This window comes from Pseudomonas sp. DP-17 (genome assembly GCF_022380625.1).
In the GTDB taxonomy this organism is placed as follows: domain Bacteria; phylum Pseudomonadota; class Gammaproteobacteria; order Pseudomonadales; family Pseudomonadaceae; genus Pseudomonas; species Pseudomonas nitroreducens_A.
The window spans coordinates 1,115,369-1,132,204 of the sequence record NZ_JAKSXG010000001.1 but is presented as its reverse complement, the minus strand read 5'-3'; the positions used below and the strand labels follow the sequence as shown (position 1 = coordinate 1,132,204).

General features: G+C 64.2%; 16 protein-coding genes. 13 read left to right on the top strand and 3 right to left on the bottom strand.

All coding sequences use genetic code 11. From position 1 onward, the window contains the following. Positions 1-12 precede the first annotated feature (12 nt). From MJ122_RS05335 to MJ122_RS05300, 8 genes are all read left to right on the top strand, one after another. Positions 13-1,374, top strand: a complete 1,362-nt coding sequence (locus MJ122_RS05335) for an MFS transporter (protein WP_088419227.1) — start codon at positions 13-15, stop codon at positions 1,372-1,374. 175 nt (positions 1,375-1,549) lie between these two features. Next, positions 1,550-2,152 carry a transcriptional regulator gene (locus MJ122_RS05330; RefSeq protein WP_239742695.1) on the top strand — a complete coding sequence of 201 codons (603 nt, stop codon included), beginning with the start codon at positions 1,550-1,552 and terminating at the stop codon, positions 2,150-2,152. A 61-nt stretch (positions 2,153-2,213) separates the two neighbouring features. Further along, the gene (locus MJ122_RS05325; RefSeq protein WP_088419231.1) at positions 2,214-2,537 is read left to right on the top strand and encodes a hypothetical protein; all 324 of its coding nucleotides are present in this window, start codon (positions 2,214-2,216) and stop codon (positions 2,535-2,537) included. Between the two features lie 53 nt (positions 2,538-2,590). After that, on the top strand, positions 2,591-3,202 hold the full coding sequence (locus MJ122_RS05320; RefSeq protein ID WP_239742693.1) for a hypothetical protein: 612 nt from the start codon (positions 2,591-2,593) through the stop codon (positions 3,200-3,202). Between the two features lie 78 nt (positions 3,203-3,280). Further along, complete coding sequence (locus MJ122_RS05315; protein WP_275590558.1) at positions 3,281-4,444, top strand: efflux RND transporter periplasmic adaptor subunit; 1,164 nt, start codon at positions 3,281-3,283, stop codon at positions 4,442-4,444. 10 nt (positions 4,445-4,454) lie between these two features. Next, a complete protein-coding gene (locus MJ122_RS05310; RefSeq protein ID WP_239742688.1) occupies positions 4,455-7,622 on the top strand; it encodes a multidrug efflux RND transporter permease subunit in 3,168 nt (1,055 codons plus the stop codon). After that, positions 7,622-9,046, top strand: a complete 1,425-nt coding sequence (locus MJ122_RS05305; RefSeq protein ID WP_239742686.1) for an efflux transporter outer membrane subunit — start codon at positions 7,622-7,624, stop codon at positions 9,044-9,046. The genes MJ122_RS05310 and MJ122_RS05305 overlap by 1 nt, the downstream gene beginning before the upstream one ends. 21 nt (positions 9,047-9,067) lie before the next feature. After that, positions 9,068-9,316: a carbon storage regulator gene (locus MJ122_RS05300; protein ID WP_088419239.1), complete on the top strand. Its 249-nt coding sequence runs from the start codon at positions 9,068-9,070 to the stop codon at positions 9,314-9,316. 47 nt (positions 9,317-9,363) lie between these two features. On the opposite strand, the gene MJ122_RS05295 is transcribed toward MJ122_RS05300, so the two are convergent. After that, the gene (locus MJ122_RS05295; RefSeq protein ID WP_088419241.1) at positions 9,364-9,819 is read right to left on the bottom strand and encodes a glycine zipper 2TM domain-containing protein; all 456 of its coding nucleotides are present in this window, start codon (positions 9,817-9,819) and stop codon (positions 9,364-9,366) included. Positions 9,820-10,123: 304 nt separating this feature from the next. Continuing rightward, positions 10,124-10,999, bottom strand: a complete 876-nt coding sequence (locus MJ122_RS05290; protein ID WP_239742684.1) for a LysR substrate-binding domain-containing protein — start codon at positions 10,997-10,999, stop codon at positions 10,124-10,126. A gap of 244 nt (positions 11,000-11,243) precedes the next feature. Between MJ122_RS05290 and MJ122_RS05285 the strand changes: the two genes are divergently transcribed. The 3 genes from MJ122_RS05285 (at position 11,244) to MJ122_RS05275 (ending at position 12,762) form a co-directional block, all read left to right on the top strand. Beyond that, on the top strand, positions 11,244-11,825 hold the full coding sequence (locus MJ122_RS05285) for a DJ-1/PfpI family protein (protein ID WP_239742683.1): 582 nt from the start codon (positions 11,244-11,246) through the stop codon (positions 11,823-11,825). A 33-nt stretch (positions 11,826-11,858) separates the two neighbouring features. Continuing rightward, positions 11,859-12,164, top strand: coding sequence for a ribbon-helix-helix domain-containing protein (locus tag MJ122_RS05280; RefSeq protein ID WP_088419247.1), 306 nt, complete (start codon positions 11,859-11,861; stop codon positions 12,162-12,164). A 97-nt stretch (positions 12,165-12,261) separates the two neighbouring features. Further along, positions 12,262-12,762 (top strand): hypothetical protein, encoded by a 501-nt coding sequence (locus MJ122_RS05275; RefSeq protein WP_239742682.1) that lies wholly within the window; start codon positions 12,262-12,264, stop codon positions 12,760-12,762. A 198-nt stretch (positions 12,763-12,960) separates the two neighbouring features. On the opposite strand, the gene MJ122_RS05270 is transcribed toward MJ122_RS05275, so the two are convergent. After that, on the bottom strand, positions 12,961-14,484 hold the full coding sequence (locus MJ122_RS05270) for a fumarate hydratase (RefSeq protein ID WP_088419251.1): 1,524 nt from the start codon (positions 14,482-14,484) through the stop codon (positions 12,961-12,963). Between the two features lie 273 nt (positions 14,485-14,757). Between MJ122_RS05270 and MJ122_RS05265 the strand changes: the two genes are divergently transcribed. Both MJ122_RS05265 and MJ122_RS05260 read left to right on the top strand, forming a co-directional pair. Continuing rightward, positions 14,758-15,885 carry a GGDEF domain-containing protein gene (locus tag MJ122_RS05265; protein ID WP_088419253.1) on the top strand — a complete coding sequence of 376 codons (1,128 nt, stop codon included), beginning with the start codon at positions 14,758-14,760 and terminating at the stop codon, positions 15,883-15,885. Continuing rightward, positions 15,878-16,816: an iron-sulfur-binding ferredoxin reductase gene (locus MJ122_RS05260; protein WP_239742680.1), complete on the top strand. Its 939-nt coding sequence runs from the start codon at positions 15,878-15,880 to the stop codon at positions 16,814-16,816. Before MJ122_RS05265 ends, MJ122_RS05260 begins: the two co-directional genes overlap by 8 nt. The last annotated feature ends 20 nt before the right edge of the window (positions 16,817-16,836 follow it).

Genomic DNA, 16,836 nt, shown 5'->3' with positions numbered 1-16,836 from the left:
TCGGAGACGATCATGTCGGGTCAACCAGTCAAAATCGATGACCTGCCCATCGGCAGGTTCCACATCAAGATCGCCGGCCTCACCTTCGGCGCCCACTTCACCGATGGCTACATCCTCGGCCTCATCGGTATTGCCTTCACCCTGATCAACCCGCAGATGGCGCTGACGCCCTTCTGGCAGGGCCTGATCGGCAGCTCCGCGCTGCTCGGGCTGTTCTTCGGCAGCCTGTTCTTCGGCTGGATTTCCGACCACCTCGGGCGGCAGAAGATCTTCCTCATCAGCTTCGTGTTGATCACCATCGCCTCGGTGATGCAGTTCTACGTCGAAACCGCGATGCAGCTATTCCTCTGCCGGGTGCTGATCGGTATCGGCCTGGGCGGCGACTTCAGCGTCGGCCACGCCATGCTCGCCGAGTTCTCCCCACGCAAGCACCGAGGCGTGTTGCTGGGCTCGTTCAGCGTGATCTGGACCTTCGGCTACGTCGCCGCCACCTTCGTCGGCACCGCGCTGCTGCCGCTGGGCGATGAGGCCTGGCGCTGGATGCTGGCCTCCTCGGCGATCCCGGCGGCGATGATCCTGATCGCCCGCATCGGCACGCCCGAGTCGCCGCGCTGGCTGATCCACAAGGGGCGCGTCGAGGAAGCCCGTGCCATCGTGCACAAGCACCTGGGCGCGAATGTGGAGATCGACGAGGACGTCATCAGCCGCAAGCACGCCGGCTACAGCGCGCTGTTCAGTCGCGAGTACCGCAAGCGCACCGCATTCAACTGCCTGTTCTTCATCTGCATCGTCATGCCGTACTTCGCGATCTACACCTTCCTGCCGTCGATCCTGCAGAAGATGGGTCTCTCCGAAGGCTTCGGCACCGAGATGATGCTCAACGCGCTGCTGGTGGTCGGAGCCCTGCTGGGCATCGGGTGCACCATCAGGTTCACCCGCCGCGGCTTCCTCATCAACTCCTTCCTGATCCTCGCCGCGTCGCTGTTCCTGCTGGTGCTGCTGCCGGGCAGCATGGCCTGGCTGATGGTCGCGTGCTTCGGTCTGTTCACCCTGGTGTTGTCAGCGGTCAGCAACCTGGTGGGTGTCTACCCGGCGGAGAGCTTCCCGACCGAAGTCCGCGCCGGCGGCATCGGCCTGGCCACGGCGGCCAGCCGCCTGGGTTCGGCATTGAGCACCTTCCTGCTGCCGGTCAGCGTGGCGGGCATCGGGCTCAACCCGACCATGGCGATCCTCGCCGGCATCCTGTTGCTGGGAGCATTCATTTCCATCGCCTGGGCACCGGAGACCAAGTACCTCACCCTCACCGATGCCTGTCGCAGCGATGCCGGTGAGGTGGAGACCCAGGAGTCGGCCAAGAGCGCAAGCCTGGCCTGACCCGGAGCAGGGAAACTCGAAAGGGCGTATCGGGAAACCGATACGCCCTTTTTTCGTCCGGGGAGACCATTGGCGACGGGCCGTTCCTCAGTCTTTGGAGCTGCTTCTGTAGGAAATTGGCGCAACTGACTGAAGGTCTCTCCGTATCGTTTTTTTCTCGATTTCAGCGTGCCGGATGCCGATTAAGGTAACCACTCCTGCCTCGAAATGGCTTGTCGCGCAAGGCTTCAAAAGCCGGGCGCCCCAGGCGATCTGTCCTCAACAAGGAGTGGTTATGCATTTTCGTCCAGCAGTTGCAGCCCTGGCATTCAGTTGCCTGCCGTTGTTCGCATTCGCCGATGAAGTCAGTGAAAAAACCAGCGATGAAATGAAACGCCATCGGGAGGAGATCAAGACCCAGCTCTCGGACGTGGAATACAACCGTCGCCGTGTCGTCGAGCGCAACATTCAACTGGCGCCGGCAGAGGCCGAGGCCTTCTGGGGGATCTACAACAGCTATCGCGCGGAAGCGGACAAGATCGATACCGATGCCCTGGCACTGAGTCTGGACTTCGTTCGCAGCCTGGAACGGGGATCAGTGGGGGAGGAGCAGGCGCGGGACCTGCAGAAGCGCGTCTTTGAGCTGGAAGATCGCCGTCAGCAGCTCAAGGAAACCTATGTCACGCGAGTGGCGAAGGAGGTCTCGCCGGTGCGCGCCCTGCGATTCCTGCAGATCGAGAGCCAGCTCGATGCCCTGGCTTTGATCCAGACCAATCGCTCTCTGCCATTGGCGGAGTAATTCCGCTGACTTCAGGCCCGGCGTCTGTCGGGCCGCTCTTCCGCATTCTGAGGTCGCCTTCATGAAGAAATTCTTGCCAGTGGCTGTGTTGTTGGCTTCTGCCCTGTTGGGCGGTTGCATGACCGACCAGCAGTTTCTCGCCCAGAACCAGAGCGCGGCGATCAATGCCACCGTCTCCCGCGCGAAGTTCGAACTCAATTGCCCTGATGTGACGGCATCCGTCCTGTCGAGCAAGGTCACCCAGATTCAATTCGCCTACGCGAACAACCGCACCGAATACACCATCGGTGCCCGTGGCTGCGGCCGTCAGGCGGTTTACATCACCTACTGCCTGGACCCGGATACCTGCAATGCCATCAGCGATACCGCACGGGTCAGCGAATGATACAGCCGGAACCTGATGCCTTTCACAACGACGAGCCCAAGGAGGGTTCAACCATGCATATGTTCAAATCCCTGCCGCTGATCAGCGCACTGGCGCTGGCGTTCGCTACTCCCGTGATGGCTGCCGATATTCCTCTGGGCGGTGCCGTCGAGGCCGATGAAGTAGTGACCAAGGTCATTTCCGTCGATGCCAAGGATCGCCGCATTGTCGTCGCGGATGCCGCGGGCAAGCCGGTGACCGTCCAGGTCACCGATGCCGCCCAGGACCTGGATCACCTGAAACCCGGTGATGCCATCGGGGCCCTGGTCATCCACTCCGCCGCCTTTGATCTCGACACCAAGGTCCAGCGTCAGGCGCCAGGCGGCTTCGAGGCGGATGGCGCCGCCATCGCCACGCCGAGCAACCCGCATCCGGGCGGCGACGCATTCCGCATGGCTCGCGTGCAGCTGAAGATCGTCGGGGTCAACCTGAAGAAGCATCAGATCATCTTCGAAGGACCCGATGGCAGCAACAAGACCGTCTCCGTCGACGATCCGAAACTGCGCAGCAAGATGGCCGAGTTGAAGGCAGGCCAGATGCTCAACGTGACCTATGAGGACACCCTGCAGATCGTCACCGCCCACCCGGCCGCCCAGTCGACGGCGCCGGCCAAGTCCACCAACTGATGTCATCGGGAGTTCCCGCCGCGGCGGGAACTCCTTTCTCCCGTCCCTCGCCTTCGGGCACTTCGCTGTGGATTGACTATGCGCCTGACTCATCTGGGCTGCCCCTGCGCAGTACTACTTGCGACCGTATTCCTGACCGCCTGTGATCGGGCGGAAAAAACGCCCGCCGGGGCTGCTCCAGTCGCTGTCACGACCGTCGTGGTGAAACCGGTCAACCTGCCAGCGAGCATGACCTTCGTCGGCCATACCCAAAGCCCGCAGGCCGTGGATATCCACGCCCGAGTCGATGGCTTCCTGCTCAAGCGCAATTACACCGAAGGCAGCGTGGTGAAGGCCGGCGACCTGCTCTTCGAGATCGACCACGCGCCGTTCCAGGCGCAGCTCGACTCGGCCAGGGCGCAGTATGCGGCGCAGAAAGCCAGCTACGAGCGTGCCAAGGCCAACCTGGATCGCGTACTTCCGCTGGCGGCGGAAAACGCGCTGAGCCCGAAGGATCGCGACGATGCCATCGGTACGGCCAAGGCCGCCGAAGCTTCCATGGAGGCGGCACTGGCCCAGGTCAAGACGCAAGAGCTGAACCTCTCCTACACCTACGTACGGTCGCCGGTCGATGGCATCAGCGACTACGCCCACGTCAACGACGGGACCTATGTCAACGCCAGCAACAGCCTGCTGACCTCGGTGTCCACGCTGGACCCGATGCGCGTGGTGATGAGTGTGAGCGAGGAACAGTTCCTCGCCCTGCGCGACCAGCGCGACAGCGGCCGCCTGGTGCTGCCAGCCGACGGTCGCCTGGAAGCGGATCTGCAGATGGCGGATGGTTCGAGCTACCCGGCGACCGGTGTGGTGACTTTCGCGTCGTCCACCTTCAACCAGCAGACCGGCACCTTCATGGTCCGCGCCGACTTCGCCAACCCCAAGGGCAGTCTGCGCCCCGGCCAGTTCGTGCGCATCACCCTGAAGGGGGCGAACTACGCCAATGCCATCCAGCTGCCGCAGCGCGCTGTCATGCATGGTCCCAAGGGCGATTTCGTCTATGTCGTCAATGCCGACAAGGCGGAGGAGCGCCCGGTACAGATGGCCGAACCGTCCGGTGAGTTCTGGCGAGTCGAGAAGGGGCTCAAGGGGGGGGAGCAGGTGGTGGTCGACGGCGCCGGAAAACTCATGCCCGGCGCTCCCCTGAAGATCACCGGTGATGCGCCGGCCGGCAGCTTCGGCCCAGCGGCCCCGAAGACAGAGTGAGGCGACCGTCATGCTTTCCCGTTTCTGTATTGACCGTCCCATCTTTGCGATGGTGCTGTCGCTGATCATCATCATCGCCGGCGGCGTTTCCATCTTCGCCTTGCCGGTGGCGCAGTACCCGGACATCACCCCTATCCAGATCACCGTGACGGCGACCTACCCGGGCGCCGACTCGCAGACCATCGCCTCCACCGTGGCGGCGCCCATCGAGACGCAGGTCAACGGCGTCGACAACATGCTGTACATGCAGTCGGTCAGCTCGCCCACCGGGCAGATGACCCTGAACGTGTACTTCGACATCGGCACCGACCCGGACATCGCCCAGGTGCAGGTGCAGAACCGCGTCAGCCAGGCCCTGGCGCAGCTTCCGCAGTCCGTGCAGCAGAACGGCGTGAACGTGCAGAAGCGTTCCTCCAGCTTCCTCATGCTGCTGGCGATCTACTCGCCGGACGGCAGCTTCGACCAGCAGTACGTGGGAAACTACGCCAACCTCTACGTACTCGACGCCATCAAGCGTATCCAGGGCGCCAACCAGGCGCAGATCATGGGCGATGCCGACCTCGCATTGCGCGTCTGGCTCAAGCCGGACCGCATGGCGGAGCTGGGCATCACCGCGACCGACGTGCAGAACGCGGTCAGCCAGCAGAACCAGCAGTTCGGCGCCGGCAACATCGGCCAGGCGCCCTCCCAGGGGCTGATGGAGCTGACCTACCCGCTGGTCACGCCAGGGCGCATGAAAACCGCCAAGGAGTTCGAGCAGATCATCCTGCGTGCCGATGCCAACGGCACCGCCATCGTTCGCCTGGGCGACGTGGCCAGGGCGGAAATCGGCCTGAACCAGTACAGCATGCGCTCGGCACTCAATGGCAAGACGGCGACCATGATCGCGGTCTACCAGCAGGCGGGCTCCAACGCCCTGGAAGTGTCGAAGAACGTGCGCGCCGCGCTGGCCGACATGTCGTCCACCTTCCCTCAGGGCATCAGCTACGCCGTTTCCCTGGATACCACCGAGTTCGTGCGTTCCTCGATCCACGAGGTGGTGGTCACGCTGCTGATTGCCATTCTCCTCGTGGTACTGGTGGTGTTCATCTTCCTGCAGAGCGTGCGCAGCACCTTGATCCCGGTGGCTGCCGTGGTCGTGGCGGTGATCGGCACCTTCGGCGCGCTGCTGGCGCTGGGGTTCTCGATCAACCTGCTGACGCTCTTCGCGCTGGTGCTGGCCATCGGCATCGTGGTGGATGACGCCATCGTGGTGGTGGAGAACGTCGAGCGGAACATGGAGTCGTTCAAGCTGAGCGCCCATGACGCCACCGTGAAGGCGATGGAGGAGGTGACCGGCCCGGTGATCGCCATCGTGCTGGTGCTCTGCTCGGTGTTCATTCCCGTGGCTTTCGTCAGCGGCACGACCGGCCTGCTGTATCGCCAGTTCGCCCTGACCATCGCTTGCTCGGTGACCATTTCCGGCTTCGTCGCCCTGTCGCTTTCCCCGGCGCTTGCTTCGTTGATCCTGAAACCGGGGCAGCATGCACGCTGGAAGGGCTTCCAGTGGTTCAACCAGGCTTTCGACAAGCTGACCCACGGCTTCGTCGGCCTGGTTTCCCTGGTGGTGCGGCGCATGGTAGTGGCGCTGGTGCTGTTCGCGGCCATGTTGCTGGGCATCGCCACGTTGTTTTCAAAGATTCCTACCAGCTTCGTGCCCGAAGAGGACCAGGGCTACCTGCTGGTTGCCGTGATGATGCCGGATTCGGCGAGCCTGGATCGTACCGAGGCGACAACCGAACAGGTCGCTGCCATGTTCCGTTCGCACCCGGCGGTGCAGGATGCATCCGCCATCAGCGGCTACAGCTTCATCGACGGGCAGAACCAGACCAACATGGGAACGGTGTTCCTCAACCTGAAGCCTTCGGAGCAGCGCAAGGGAGATGCAATGTCGGCCGAGGGCATCATCCGTGCCCTGTACCCCAAGCTGGCAACCATTCCCCAGGCCCGCATCATCCCCATCAACCCGCCGTCGATCCCCGGCCTGGGCACCCAGGGCGGCTTCGAATTCTGGGTGGAGAACCGTGGCAACGGCGATGCGAAGGAACTCCAGGCTGCCACCTGGAAACTCATCGGTGCCGCCGCCAAGCGCCCGGAGCTGTCCGGTCTGATCAGCACCTTCCAGGCCTCGACCCGGCAGATGCGGGTCTCGGTGGACAACGCCAAGGCGGAGACGCTGGGCGTGCCGATGGCTGACGTGTATGGCGCGCTGCAGACCCAGTTCGGCTCGGCCTACATCAGCCAGTACGTGCTGGGCAGTCGGGTCTGGCAGGTGATAGTGCAGGGGGATGCGCAGTACCGCAGTTCGCCGACCGACCTGGGCTACCTCTACGTGCGGCAGAAGGACGGCAAGATGATCCCGCTGTCCGCGCTGGTGAAGACCGAGTTCACCTCGGGGCCGAGCCTTGTTACGCGTTTCAACAACTTCCCCGCAGCCAAGATCACCGGCAATGCCGGCCCTGGCTACAGCTCCGGCGATGCCATCAAGGCGATGCAGGAACTGGCCGTGCAGGAACTTCCGCCTGGCTACAGCTTTGCCTGGAGCGGCGAGGCCTTCGAGGAGAACAAGGCGGGCAACACCACGGTGCTGGTGTTCGCCTTCGGCATCGTCATGGTCTTCCTGATCCTGGCGGCGCAATACGAATCCTGGTCGCTGCCGTTGACCGTGCTCAGCGCAGTGCCCTTCGGCATCTTCGGGGCGCTGGTGGCCATCTGGCTGCGCGGCATTTCCAACGACGTGTACTTCCAGATCGGCCTCGTCACCCTGGTGGGGCTGGCAGCGAAGAACGCGATCCTGATCGTCGAGTTCGTCATCCTGCAGCGCCAGGCCGGGCTGTTGCCGCTCGACGCGGTGCTCAAGGCGGTGGAACTGCGCCTGAGGCCGATCATCATGACCTCCCTGGCCTTCATCTTTGGTGCCGTACCTTTGGCGATCGCCACCGGGGCCGGGGCCAATTCCCGTCACTCAATCGGCACCGGCATCATCGGTGGCATGCTCGCGGCCACCAGCCTGGCGCTGGTGTTCGTGCCGCTGTTCTCCTACATCGTCGAACGTTTCAGCGAGCGGCGGGAAAAATCCCAGGCTTCCGCGACCACGGCAGCGATGCCCAGTGCTGACACTACCCAGGAGGCGCACTGATGGCCGCCAGAAAACTCGTGCTGGGGCTGGCTGCCTCGGCTCTTGCCGGCTGCATGGTCGGCCCCGACTACCAACGTCCGCAGGTCGCCATGCCGACGGCCTACAGGGCACACCTGATCACCACCGCCTCCCAGGTTGACGGCCCGTGGTGGAGCCAGTTCGGCTCTTCCACCCTGTCGTCGCTGGTCAAGGAGGGACTGGCGAACAACCTCGACCTGCAACGCGCCACCGCGCGCATCGAGCAGTTCCGTGGCCAGTTGCGCACGGTACGGGCGGGACTGTTCCCACAGCTGGGGGTGGGCGCAGGGGCCAAGCGGGCACTGAGTGACCAGTTCATCGACACGCCGCTTGCCGGGTTCGATGGGGTGGGCAACCAGTACCAGGCCGGCCTGAATGCCAGTTGGGAGATCGACCTCTGGGGCAGGTTGCGTCGCCAGAGCGAAGCGGCGAGCGCGCAATTGCTCGGTGCGCAGTACGCCCAGCGCGGCGTTGCGCTGAGCCTGGCCAGTTCGATCAGCGAGGGTTACCTCAACCTGCTAGCACTGGACGAGCAGCTCGTCATCGCCGAGCAGACCGCGCAGGCGCGCAAAGAGGCCCTGGACATCTTCCAGAAACGCTATGACCGCGGTGTGATCCGGCAGATCGAGCTCAGTCAGGCGCAGAATGACTACTGGGCGACCCAGGCGGCGATTCCACCCTTGAAGGCGAAGATCAGTTCGGCTGAGAACTCCCTGTCGCTGCTGCTGGGCCGAAACCCTGGCCCTATCGTGCGCAACGAACGCCTGTCGTCCCTGCATGCGCCGCAGGTGCCGGACGTTCTGCCGGCCACCTTGCTGTCGCGGCGCCCCGACCTGCTGCAGGCCGAGCAGGCCGTGGTCGCCAGCAACGCCATGGTCGGCGCGGCGCAGGCGCTGTATCTGCCGGACCTGAACCTGTCGGGGATGATCGGCTTCAGCCGGGGCGAGAGCGGGCAATTGTTCGAGAGTGCATCGAAGGTCTGGAACCTGGCGCTTGGCCTCAACCAGACGGTGTTCGATGCCGGTGCCATCTCTGGGCAGGTGCTCCAGGCGAAGTCCGAATATCAACAGTCGGTGCTCGCCTACAAAGGCGCGGTGCAATCGGCGCTGGCCGACGTGAACGATGCGCTGGTGGGAGCTCGGGAGACGGCGGCGCAGTTGGCTGCGGTCGAGCAGCAGGTCTCGGCTCTGCAAACCTACTCACTTCAGGCGCGTCGCTTGTACGAGGGCGGCTATTCGACCTACCTGGATGTCACCACGTCGGAAGAAAAGCTCTTTGATGGGCAGTTGCAGGAAGTGGACAGCCGATTGGCCGCGCTGAACGCCTTCAACTCGCTGTACCTGGCGGTCGGTGGTGAAGTGGGCTCCGATGCGTCGATGCTGTTCAAGCCGATCGTGAATCGTTGAGGCGACAGAGGAGATAGTTCAGTGGCATTGGCATTATCACGTCGACCGGGGGAAGAGCTGCGGATCTTCTGTGGCGAGGATGTGAATGACGAAGAAATCCTTGCGGCGGTACGGGGCGAGGGGCTGGTGGTGCGGGTGGAGGGTGTTTACACATCGCTTTCCCGTGTGCCGATGAGGGGGGTGATGGTGCGCCTCTCGATTCGTGCACCGCGCTGCATCGAGGTGTTGCGCGGTGAGTTGCTCGGCAGATCGAAACTCCCCAGCGTCTGAAGGTCCGGGCACGGGGCGCCTCTCGCCCAGAGAGACGCCCCGGGTGATCAGTTCTGCGGGACTACGCGCGCCTCGTTACCACTGCCCTCGACGTACACCGCCATGCCCTGGCCCAGGCTGGGGTTGACCGGCTGGGTCACCGAAACCAGTACGCCGCTGCGCATGCGCACGATGATCTGCTGGGCTTCCCTGGGCTGGTCGTAGTGTTTCTTTTCCTCGTAGTTGCCACCCAGTGCCCCGCCCAGTGCGCCGGCCACCATGGCTACGTCGCGGCCCGTGCCGCGGCCGACCAGGCTCCCCAATGCCGCCCCACCCACGCCGCCGAGCACGGCGCCGAGGCCGCTGTCATGGTTGGTCTGCATCTGCGTGAGAGATATCTGCTCGATGCGCCCGGTGCGGATTTCCATCTCGCCCGGCCCGCCGTTGCTGGCGTCCACCGTTGCACAAGCGCTGAGGGAGAGGGCGAGCAGGGCGCCGGCGAGCCAGGTTGTTACTGGTTTCATTGATCTGTACCTCGAAGATGGGAGCCGTTGCAGGTGCGCCTTCATTGGCGCGCCAGATTTCCGAGGTTAAGGCGAAGTTCCGGGTGAATCTGCCGGGGAAGGTGAGTACCGGAAATGTCGCGGCTGACTCCAGGAAGCTTCCGGCAGCCTGGGGCCGGGCGCAGAGTCAAGAATGGGCGCGCACGCCGGTCGAGGCATGCGGCAGAGGCTTACCGAGGGGCTCCGTTACTCCTGCCTCTGCCTTGCGCCAGGTCCTGATTTTCGTGAATCGGGACCTGGCTTTTTTATGGGCGCCCTTGTTCCCTCACGGATTTCGCTCAGCATTGAGCCAGGACTGAAAACGCTCCACTTTCGACAGGCCCAGCCTGTCGCTGGCGATATCCAGCCAATAGCCGTAGGGACCGATGACCTCGACCGGTGTGATGGGCAACAGGTTGCCGCTGGCCAGTTCCCTTTCGATCATCTGCCGGTCGATCACCGCCAGCCCGCCCCCGGCCAGAGCCGTGTGGATGACCTGGTCCAGGGTGCTGAACTCGATCCCGCTGGCGGCATCGACATCGCTGCGGCCGACTGCTTCCAGCCAGTTTTCCCAGACCCGCAGTCGCTTGCCCTCGTGCAGGATGTGCAGCAGCGGATGCTGGTTGAGGTCCGGTGGCTGGTCGCCGTCGAACAGTTCCGGGCTCGCCACGGCAATGTGGCGCTCCATCACCAGCAACTCGCTATGGCAGTGGGTGGCCTGCGCCAGGCCGAAGCGAATGCGGCAATCCAGTTCGCTGGCGCTGTCTTCGCCCTGTTGGTTGGTGATGCTCAGGCTGATGTCCGGGTAGCGCTTGAGGAAACTGCGCAGGCGCGGCGACAGCCAGCGTGTGCCCCAGGTCGGCGGCGCGAGGATGCGCAGGCGCTGGCGCAGATTGGGCACGCGCACGGCCTGAAGCGCGCGCTCCATCTGGTCGAAGGCTTCGCTCAGGTGCGCAGCGAGGGCGCTGCCGGCTTCGGTCAGGGTCAGGCCGCGAGGTGTGCGTAGGAATAGGCTGATTCCGAGGTATTCCTCCAGCTGCTTGATCTGCCGGCTGACGGCGCCCTGGGTGACGCTCAGTGCTTCGGCCGCACGATTGAAGCTGCGATGGTGAGCCACTTCTTCGAAAACGCGGAGCATGGTCAAGGGCGGCAGATTGCGCATGGCGGGGCCATCGGTAGGTACGCTCGGGGCGCGGGCTTTTTTTGCTGATTCTAGCGATGGCGATGCCTTTGGAATATGCGTTTCTCGGCATGGGCCTGCGATTCGGTCGTCGCTGGGCGGCTTCGGCTGGAGTCGTGCCTCGTGGCGCTGTAGTAGCGGCGTATTACCCGTCGCCCGCGTGACTGACTAAGCTCTCCCGCATGCCCGGCCATCAAGGCCGGGCCCTGCCGGGAGGATGCCCAAGATGGCCGCGAAGAAGATCCTGATGCTGGTCGGCGACTACGCCGAAGACTACGAAACCATGGTGCCGTTCCAGGCGCTGCTGATGGTCGGACACACCGTCCATGCCGTCTGCCCGGACAAGAAGGCCGGTCAGAGCATCCGCACTGCCATCCACGATTTCGAAGGCGACCAGACCTACAGCGAGAAGCCGGGTCACAACTTTGCCCTCAACGCCAACTTCGCCGATGTGCGCGCCGAGAACTACGACGCGCTGCTGATCCCTGGCGGCCGCGCCCCGGAATACCTGCGCCTGAATGCGAAAGTGATCGAGCTGGTGAAAGCCTTCGATGCGGCGAAGAAACCGATCGCCGCCGTTTGCCATGGCGCCCAGCTGCTGGCCGCTGCTGGTGTGCTCAAGGGCCGTGCCTGCAGCGCCTACCCGGCCTGCGGCCCGGAAGTGACCCTGGCCGGTGGCGAATACGTGGACATCCCGGTCGACGCCGCCCATGTCGACGGCAACCTGGTCACCGCCCCCGCCTGGCCGGCGCATCCGGCGTGGCTGGCGAAATTCCTCGAGGTACTGGGCACGAAGATCAGCCTGTAAACTGGCCCGTCATCGAAGCTGGAGCTGCTGTCCATGTGCGAACTCTATGTAAAGGCCGACCCGATTCTCTACGAGTCGCGCTCGCGCTCGCTGCGTATCCGGGGCGTGGTCACTACGCTGCGGCTGGAGAACCAGTTCTGGGACATCCTGCGCGAGATCGCCGAGGTGGACGGCATGACCACCAACCAGCTGATCACCAAGCTCTATGACGAAGTGATGGATTACCGCGGGGAGGTGGTGAACTTCGCTTCCTTCCTGCGGGTGAGCTGCACGCGCTTCCTCGCCCAGCGGCGAGACAATGTGGTGGAGCTGAGCCGGGTCCCGCGCAGCGCGTCCTGATTCAGCTTCCACGCACGGTAATTGCCGAATAGTCCGATCCCGGATGTTGGTGCGGTCTTCCTAGACTGCTGCGTTGCCAGCTTCCAGGAGTTTCTCCATGTCATCCAGTATCCGCTCGTTGCTCCTCTCTGCCCTGCTGGCGGGAGGCATTGTCGGCCTGTCGATCGCCGAGCCCAGCTCCGTGGAGCGCGAAGCGATCACGGCCTATCAGCAGACGGCATTCGTCGAGCAACTGCGCGACATCCACGAGTCCGCCGGCTTTGCCTTGCCTGTCGAGGTGGACTGGGAAAGCATCGCCCTGCCGGGGCAGGCCGCGAACTACGGTACAGAGGACTACTGGACCAACGTGTACTTCGTACCGCTGGCCGAGGCGCTGGAGATGCTGACCTCCTATCACCAGGGCAAACAGGCGGTGCAGGAAAAGCTGAAGCGGGTCGTGGTCCGCTACGACTCCCGCCAGGCTTCGACGGGAGATTACCGCAGCAAAGTGGCACTGGAATCGGGTGTGCTGAACATAAACTTCAAGCCTGCCTCGGCGGCCGAGCAAATCGAAGAACGCACCGAGGCCATCCAGTCGACCCTGGAAACCCTGCTCTGAATTCACCCGCCCAGCCGCGGCGTTCCCGGTGACGCTGTTCGCGGGCAAGCTCCGCTTGTACAGAAGAACACCGCAGCCGCAGGTCTAGGAGCGGGTTTGTCCGCGATTGGCCTGCCCCTGCGGAGAAAGTACGGATCGCACCGGCATGAAAAAGCCCGGCACATGGCCGGGCTTTTTCAGGGAGCGGTCACGCAGTGATTACTGCACTTCCACCGCCAGGTTCTCGGCGATCTTCTTCTGCCAGATGGCCGGGCCGGTGATATGCACCGACTCGCCATTGGTGTCGACCGCAACGGTCACCGGCATGTCCTTCACCTCGAACTCGTAGATCGCTTCCATGCCCAGTTCGGCGAAGGCCAGGACCTTGGACTTCTTGATCGCCTGGGCGACCAGGTAGGCGGCGCCGCCTACGGCCATCAGGTAGACAGCCTTGTTGTCCTTGATCGCCTCGATGGCGATGGGGCCGCGCTCAGACTTGCCGATCATGCCCAGCAGACCGGTCTGCTCGAGGATCTGGCGGGTGAACTTGTCCATGCGGGTCGCGGTGGTCGGGCCCGCCGGGCCAACCACTTCGTCACCGACCGGATCGACCGGGCCGACGTAGTAGATGAAGCGGCCCTTGAGGTCCACCGGCAGCTCTTCGCCCTTGTTCAGCATGTCGACCATGCGCTTGTGCGCAGCGTCGCGGCCGGTGAGCATCTTGCCGTTGAGCAGGATGGTCTCGCCCGGCTTCCAGCTCTGCACTTCTTCCGGGGTGATACTGTCGAGGTTGACGCGGCGCGCGGACGGGCCGGCTTCCCAGACGATTTCCGGGTAGGCGTCCAGGGACGGCGCTTCCAGTTCGGCCGGGCCGGAACCGTCGAGCACGAAGTGCGCGTGGCGGGTGGCGGCGCAGTTGGGGATCATGCAGACCGGCAGGGACGCTGCGTGGGTCGGGTAGTCCATGATCTTCACGTCGAGCACAGTGGTCAGGCCGCCCAGGCCCTGGGCGCCGATGCCCAGCTGGTTGACCTTCTCGAACAGCTCGAGGCGCATTTCCTCGATCTTGTTCTGCGGGCCGCGGGCCTTCAGTTCGTGGATGTCGATCTCGTCCATCAGGACTTCCTTCGCCATCACCGCGGCCTTCTCGGCGGTACCGCCGATGCCGATGCCGAGCATGCCTGGCGGGCACCAGCCGGCGCCCATGGTCGGAACGGTCTTCAGCACCCAGTCGACGATGGAGTCGGACGGGTTGAGCATGGCCATCTTCGACTTGTTCTCGGAGCCGCCGCCCTTGGCTGCGACGTCCACTTCCACGGTGTTGCCCGGGACGATGGAGTAGTGGATCACCGCCGGGGTGTTGTCCTTGGTGTTCTTACGCGCGCCGGCCGGGTCGGCCAGGATGGAGGCGCGCAGGACGTTCTCCGGCAGGTTGTAGGCGCGACGTACACCTTCGTTGATCATGTCGTCGACGCTCATGGTGGCGCCGTCCCAGCGAACATCCATGCCGACGCGGACGAACACGGTGACGATGCCGGTGTCCTGGCAGATCGGGCGGTGGCCGGTGGCGCACATGCGCGAGTTGATCAGGATCTGCGCCATCGAGTCCCGGGCGGCCGGCGATTCTTCACGCAGGTAGGCCTCATGCATGGCCTGGATGAAATCAACCGGGTGGTAGTAGGAGATGAACTGCAGGGCATCGGCGACGCTCTGGATCAGGTCGTCTTGCTTGATCACGGCCATGGAGCACGGTCCTCTTCAGGCAGGAAATACAGGCGCAAGGCCTGTTACGTCGGGAGTACGCCGGCACGGTTCCGGCGAAAAAAGGCGCCGTAGTATACCGCTGCGGCCGCTCGCCGCGCACCCGCCAGTGATCCGACCTTGGTCCCAGATGGCTCCGCAGACAGTGCCGGCTCGGTAAAGGAAGGCCTTCGGTCGCCCACATTCCGATCGGCTAGGCACTGGGGCGCTTTGATAGTAGAGTGAAGGCCAGGTGCCATTACGGGACGGAGCCCCATGAGCACGCTGAAACCACCTCTGAAGCAGCACGCCTTACAAAAACTACTCATCAGGCGATTCGGCATGGCCCTCGGGACCTATGCCTTGGCGCTGCTGTTGTTGTGGTTGGCCGTGTTCGGCGAGTTCTACCGCGCCCCCGCCAGCTTCGCCCTGACCTGCACGCTGCTGGTGGCCGGCAGCCAGGTGGTGTTCGCCTGGCTGTTTTTCAGCGGGCGCAACCAGCGCTTCAACGACCCGAGCATGACCGAGCCGCAGGTGCTGGTGGCGGTGGTCTGGCACACACTGTTCCTGGCCAATGTCGACAGCGCACGCGGCACGCTGATGGTGCTCTACGTGCTGATCCTGCTGTTCGGCGTGTTCCAGTTGCAGCCCCGGGTGTTCGCCCGCTGCGCGGCCCTGGCCTTCATTGCCTTCGCCGGACTCAATCTTCACGAAGCCTTCCAGCAACGCTTGCAACTGCCTGCCCAGGCGGTGCTGCAGTTGCTGGTGCTGTTCATCGTGCTGACCTGGCTGAGCCTGTTCGCCGGCTACGTGCAGTCGCTGCGCCAACGCATGCGCCAGCGCCGCTACGCCCTGCAGGCGCACCAGGACACCCTGCGCGGCATGATGCGCCAGCTCGAAGACCTGGTGGCCACCGACGAACTCACCGGGCTGTTCAACCGCCGGCACTTTCTGCGCCTGGCCGGCCGCGCGCTGGAGGAAATGCGTCCCGGCCAGCGCCATGGTCTGGCACTGATCGACCTGGACCACTTCAAGCGGATCAACGATGTCCATGGTCATGCCGCCGGCGATCGCGTGCTGCAGACCTTCGCAGCGGTGGCGCGGGCGTGCCTGCGAGAAGGCGACATACTGGCGCGCTACGGCGGGGAGGAGTTCGTCCTGCTGCTGCCTGACGCCGACGCCGACCGCCTGACCACCTGCTGTGAGCGCCTGCGCATGGCCTATGGGGCGGCGGAGCCGGTGGGGGTGAACATCGAAGTGCTCAGCCTCTCGGCGGGCATGACGCTGCTCGACGCCGACGATGATCTTGACGAGGCCTTGCAACGGGCCGACCAGGCGCTCTACCGTGCGAAACGCAGCGGGCGCAACCGCTGCGATGCCGCATGGGAGTGGACGCGTGCCTGAGATACAGGCCGGATCGCAACGCTTTTCGGTCAGCCCCGGAGTCAACCTGCTCGATGCCCTGCGCGGGGCCGGCGTCGCTGTGCCTTACAGCTGCCGGGCCGGCAGTTGCCACGCCTGCCTGGTGCGTTGCACCCGGGGTGAGGTGCTGGATGCCCTGCCCGATGCCCTGGATAGCGCGCGGCGCGAAGCAGGCTGGCGACTGTCCTGCCAATGCAGGGTCATCGAAGACCTCAGCGTGGAAGCCTTCGACCCGCAACGCGATGGCCTGCCCGCGAAGGTCGCCGAACTGGACTGGCCGGCGCAGGACGTGCTGCGCCTTCGCCTCACCCCGCAACGCCCGCTGCGCTACCGCGCCGGGCAACACCTGGTTCTCTGGAGCGCCGATGGCACAGCGCGCCCGTACTCGCTGGCCAGCGTGCCGGGGCTGGACCCTTGGCTCGAATTCCACATTGACTGCCGCGACCGCGGTGCTTTCGCCGATTTTGCCCGTAGTCTGAAGGTTGGCGACGAGCTGCGCCTGGGTGAACTGCGCGGCGGCGCGCTGCATTACGACCCGGAGTGGCACGAGCGGCCCATGCTGCTGATGGCTTCCGGTACCGGCCTGGCGCCACTCTGGGGTGTGCTGCGCGAAGCGTTGCGGCAGCATCACAGCGGGCCGATCCGCGTCATTCACCAGGCCCATGACCGCGACGGCCATTACCTGGCCGAGCCCCTGCAATCCCTGGCCGCGAGTCATCCGGAGCTGGATGTCACGCTGATGACCACGGCCGAGTCGGCCGAGGTTTTGGCGCAACTCCGGCTTGTTTCGCGGCGAACCCTCGCCTTACTCTGCGGCCATCCTGCCAGTGTCGATGCTTTCGCACGCCGTCTTTACCTCTGCGGCGTGCCCCGTGGCCAGACGCTGGCCGACCTGTTCTTGCCCCACGCCTGAACCGGTCCTCTCCCTTCAAT

What these genes read in the sequence shown, in the direction of transcription:
- MJ122_RS05335 (WP_088419227.1), top strand. Translation starts at nt 13, where the DNA reads ATGTCGGGTCAACCAGTCAAAATCGATGACCTGCCCATCGGCAGGTTC.
- MJ122_RS05330 (WP_239742695.1), top strand. Translation starts at nt 1,550, where the DNA reads ATGCCGATTAAGGTAACCACTCCTGCCTCGAAATGGCTTGTCGCGCAA.
- MJ122_RS05325 (WP_088419231.1), top strand. Translation starts at nt 2,214, where the DNA reads ATGAAGAAATTCTTGCCAGTGGCTGTGTTGTTGGCTTCTGCCCTGTTG.
- MJ122_RS05320 (WP_239742693.1), top strand. Translation starts at nt 2,591, where the DNA reads ATGCATATGTTCAAATCCCTGCCGCTGATCAGCGCACTGGCGCTGGCG.
- MJ122_RS05315 (WP_275590558.1), top strand. Translation starts at nt 3,281, where the DNA reads ATGCGCCTGACTCATCTGGGCTGCCCCTGCGCAGTACTACTTGCGACC.
- MJ122_RS05310 (WP_239742688.1), top strand. Translation starts at nt 4,455, where the DNA reads ATGCTTTCCCGTTTCTGTATTGACCGTCCCATCTTTGCGATGGTGCTG.
- MJ122_RS05305 (WP_239742686.1), top strand. Translation starts at nt 7,622, where the DNA reads ATGGCCGCCAGAAAACTCGTGCTGGGGCTGGCTGCCTCGGCTCTTGCC.
- MJ122_RS05295 (WP_088419241.1), bottom strand. Translation starts at nt 9,819, where the DNA reads ATGAAACCAGTAACAACCTGGCTCGCCGGCGCCCTGCTCGCCCTCTCC.
- MJ122_RS05290 (WP_239742684.1), bottom strand. Translation starts at nt 10,999, where the DNA reads ATGCGCAATCTGCCGCCCTTGACCATGCTCCGCGTTTTCGAAGAAGTG.
- MJ122_RS05285 (WP_239742683.1), top strand. Translation starts at nt 11,244, where the DNA reads ATGGCCGCGAAGAAGATCCTGATGCTGGTCGGCGACTACGCCGAAGAC.
- MJ122_RS05280 (WP_088419247.1), top strand. Translation starts at nt 11,859, where the DNA reads ATGTGCGAACTCTATGTAAAGGCCGACCCGATTCTCTACGAGTCGCGC.
- MJ122_RS05275 (WP_239742682.1), top strand. Translation starts at nt 12,262, where the DNA reads ATGTCATCCAGTATCCGCTCGTTGCTCCTCTCTGCCCTGCTGGCGGGA.
- MJ122_RS05270 (WP_088419251.1), bottom strand. Translation starts at nt 14,484, where the DNA reads ATGGCCGTGATCAAGCAAGACGACCTGATCCAGAGCGTCGCCGATGCC.
- MJ122_RS05265 (WP_088419253.1), top strand. Translation starts at nt 14,758, where the DNA reads ATGAGCACGCTGAAACCACCTCTGAAGCAGCACGCCTTACAAAAACTA.